Source organism: Methylobacterium sp., assembly GCF_028290105.1.
GTDB lineage: Bacteria > Pseudomonadota > Alphaproteobacteria > Rhizobiales > Beijerinckiaceae > Methylobacterium.
The window spans coordinates 1-3,771 of sequence record NZ_JAQGKL010000152.1 but is presented as its reverse complement, the minus strand read 5'-3'; the positions used below and the strand labels follow the sequence as shown (position 1 = coordinate 3,771).

Genomic DNA, 3,771 nt, shown 5'->3' with positions numbered 1-3,771 from the left:
GACGCTGGACCGAGTCGACGCGTTTCCCGGACCTTCGCCCATGCTCCTGGCCCCCGCCCGCCGGTTCATCACTCCGCCCGACGCGACCGGGCTGACGCCCTTCAGCTGGGCGCTCTGCGGCCTGCTGTTCACCGCCTCGGCCGTCACCGTCCGGTACTTCGGCTTCAGCGTGGCGGTTCCGCCCGCGCTGATCGCCTGCGCGGTGGCGACGGGCGTGATCCTGTTCCTGATGCGAGACAGCGATCTCGCGCGGCGCGTGCCTGCCCTGACGCTCGGCTGCCTCCTCTACGTCCTGTTCGGCCTGCAATCCCTGGCCGCCGTCGTGCTGTCCTACACCGTCCTCGCCACGAACCTGCCCCTGGCCGACGGCGTCTTCCTCGGACTCGATCGCGCGCTGGGCTTCGACTGGCTCGCCTTCCGCCAATCCGTGCTGGCGTTCCCGATCCTCGAGAAGCTACTTGCGCAGGCTTATGCCTCTCTGCCCATCCAGTTCGCGATCATCCCGGCCGTTCTCCTCGCCACAGGTCGTGTGCGCCGGATCGAGGCGCTGCTGGCAGCCCTCATCATCTGCGAGATCGTGGCCTGTCTCGTGAGCGCCCTGTGGCCCTGCGCCGGCATGGCGAGCAGCGAAGGCTTCCAGGCGGTGGCGGCGGCGACGCCCGGCGCGACGCCGCTCTCCCAGTACCTTCCCGTGCGTGACGGTTCGCTGCGCACCCTCGACGCCATGAAACTCTTCGGACTGATCAGCTTCCCGTCCTTCCACTGCGCAGCGGCCTACCTGGCGGTGGCGGCACTCTGGCCGCTCCGCTGGACGCGGGCGCCGATGCTCCTCCTCAACGGCGCGATGACGGTCTCGGCGGTCACGCACGGCGCCCATTATCTCGCCGATTGCGTCGCGGGGCTCGGACTCGCGGCACTCGCGTTCCCGCTCTGCCAGCACGCCGTGCGGCGCAGCGCCGCCGGGGCCGCGCATCGCGCGGCGCCGGCATCCATGGCCGCAGGCGAAGCGGCGGCCTGATCCCTGCGGAAGGACCGATCCGAACTTCCGCGACGCAAAAAGATTTTCGCGTCGGCGGACCTTCCCACGAAGCGTGAGCGTTCCTGTCGAGGTTTTCAGAGCCAGGACGTCTCCCGGCGTCCGGGCCGACGCATGCATTGAAACGCCTTCGGAGCGACCATGAGCGACACGACGAAGCCCGCGGATCGCGCGGCCCCGCAGGGCCGCGCCAAACGTTCGCGGATCAAGGAAGGCTCGCCTTATCCGCTGGGCGCGAACTGGGACGGTCTCGGCGTGAACTTCGCGCTGTTCTCCGCAAACGCCACCAAGGTCGAACTCTGTTTGTTCGACGATGCCGGCGAGAACGAGATCGAGCGGATCGAACTGCCCGAATACACCGACGAGATCTGGCACGGTTACCTACCCGATGCCCGCCCCGGCACGATCTACGGCTACCGCGTCCACGGTCCCTACGAGCCGAAAGCCGGCCATCGCTTCAACCCGAACAAGCTGCTGATCGACCCCTACGCCAAGGGGCTCGTCGGCTCGATCACCTGGAACCCGGCCCTGTTCGGCTACCAGATGGAGACGGGCGACGACCTGACCTTCGACAGCCGCGATTCCGCGCCCTTCACCCGGCGCAGCCGCGTGATCGACCCGGCCTTCACCTGGGGCCGCGATCGCAAGCCGCACGTGCCGTGGGAGAAGACGATCTTCTACGAAACCCACGTGAAGGGCTTCACCAAGCTGCACCCGGCCGTGCCCGAGAAGCTGCGCGGCACCTATGCGGGCCTCGGCACCCCGGCGGTGCTCGACTACATCAAGAGTCTCGGCGTCACGTCGGTCGAGCTCCTGCCCGTCCACGCCTTCGTGCAGGACGATTACCTGCAGGAGAAGGGGCTGGTGAATTACTGGGGCTACAACACCATCTCGTTCTTCACGCCCGCCCGGCGCTATTCAGCCGTGCCGGACTTCGCCTTCTCCGAGTTCAAGGAGATGGTGGCGCGCATGCACGGCGCCGGCCTCGAGGTCATCCTCGACGTGGTCTACAACCACACCGCCGAGGGGAACGAAAAAGGCCCGACCCTGTCGTTCAAGGGCGTCGACAACGCCTCCTACTACCGGCTGATGCCCAAGGAGCCGCGCTACTACATCAACGACACGGGCACGGGGAACACCTTCAACCTGTCGCATCCGCGCGTGCTGCAGCTCGTGACCGACAGCCTGCGCTACTGGGCCACCGAGATGCGGGTCGACGGCTTCCGCTTCGATCTCGCGACCATCCTTGGGCGCGAGCCGCACGGCTTCGACGAGGGCGGTGGCTTCCTCGACACCTGCCGGCAGGATCCGGTGCTGAACGGGGTCAAGCTCATCGCCGAGCCGTGGGATTGCGGTCCGGGCGGCTACCAGGTCGGCGGCTTCCCGCCGGGCTGGGCCGAGTGGAACGACCGGTTCCGGGACGACGTGCGCAGCTATTGGCGCGGCGACGAGGGCATGCTGCCCGACCTTGCCGCCCGTCTCACGGGCTCGGCCGACAAATTCAACGCGCGCGGGCGCAAGCCCTGGGCGTCCGTCAACTTCCTCACCGCCCATGACGGCTTCACGCTGAACGACACCGTGTCGTACAACGAGAAGCACAACATGGATAACGGCGAGAACAACCGCGACGGTCACTCGCACAACCTGTCGAACAATTACGGTGCCGAAGGTCCTACGGACGATCCGGAGATCCGCGCGGTGCGGCTTCGCCAGATGCGCAACATGCTGGCGACGCTGTTCCTCTCGCGTGGCACGCCGATGCTGCTCGCCGGTGACGAATTCGCCCGGACCCAGAACGGCAACAACAACGCCTATTGCCAGGACAACGAGATCTCCTGGCTCGACTGGGAGGCGATCGGCCCGGAGGAGCGGGATCTGGCCGAGTTCACGCAGCGCCTGACCCTGCTGCGCGAGGCCTTGCCGATCCTGACGCGGGGACGCTTCCTGACGGGGGCCTACGACGAGGAATTCGGCGTCAAGGACGTGACCTGGCTGCGTCCCGATGGCGGCGAGATGCTCCCCGAGAACTGGACCCAAGGGGACGCCCGCTCCATCGCGGTCCTCCTCGATGGCCGCGCCCAGGCCTCCGGCATCCACCAGCGCGGCGGGGACGCGACCCTACTGCTCCTCTACAACGCCTACCACGACCTCGTGACGTTCACGCTGCCCGAGTCGGTGGGAGGCGTCGGCTGGACGCGCCTCCTCGACACCAACCTGCCCGACAGTCAGGACGTCGTGAGCAAGCCGATCGGCGCGACCTACGACGTCACCGGCCGTTCGATGCTGATGTTCGTGCTCAAACCCGAGGAGGTGGACGGCGTCGACGCCACCGACATGGAGCGCTCCTACCAGCACGTCATGCAGGCGTTCGAGCGGGCCAACGTCAACAGCGTGCGCTTCGAGACCGAGCAGCGCTGAACTCCTCATCGCCGTGCGCCGGCCGGCGCGCGGCGATGAGCCGATGGCGGGCGAACGACGAACCGGCACCACGAAGATCCCCTCCGCCGAGGAAACCATGACGGCGCGGAGCGTTTAAAGAATGTTAGTGCCCGCCGAGTCGGGCCCGCCCCTCCGATTGCGCGGATATGACTGAGATGCCGGACGTCCCGCGTGATGGCGAATACGGGCCGGGTGCCCCCGCCCGCGCGGGAGAGGCTCCGGTGATCCCGGCCGCGGCCTTCTTCTTCGCCTCCGTGGCCGCCTCGCGCATGCACATGGTGGTGATCGACCCGCGT

The 3,771-nt window shown here is 67.6% G+C and carries 2 protein-coding genes; both read left to right on the top strand.

From position 1 onward, the window contains the following. The coding region (locus tag JWQ05_RS10945) for a phosphatase PAP2 family protein (RefSeq protein ID WP_299658475.1) at positions 1 to 1,018 on the top strand (1,018 nt) is incomplete at its 5' end. 159 nt (positions 1,019 to 1,177) lie between these two features. Further along, positions 1,178 to 3,454 (top strand): glycogen debranching protein GlgX, encoded by a 2,277-nt coding sequence (glgX, locus tag JWQ05_RS10940; RefSeq protein WP_299658474.1) that lies wholly within the window; start codon positions 1,178 to 1,180, stop codon positions 3,452 to 3,454. The last annotated feature ends 317 nt before the right edge of the window (positions 3,455 to 3,771 follow it).

Excerpts from the sequence above, each read along its gene's own strand:
- glgX (WP_299658474.1), top strand. The coding sequence starts at position 1,178 with ATGAGCGACACGACGAAGCCCGCGGATCGCGCGGCCCCGCAGGGCCGC.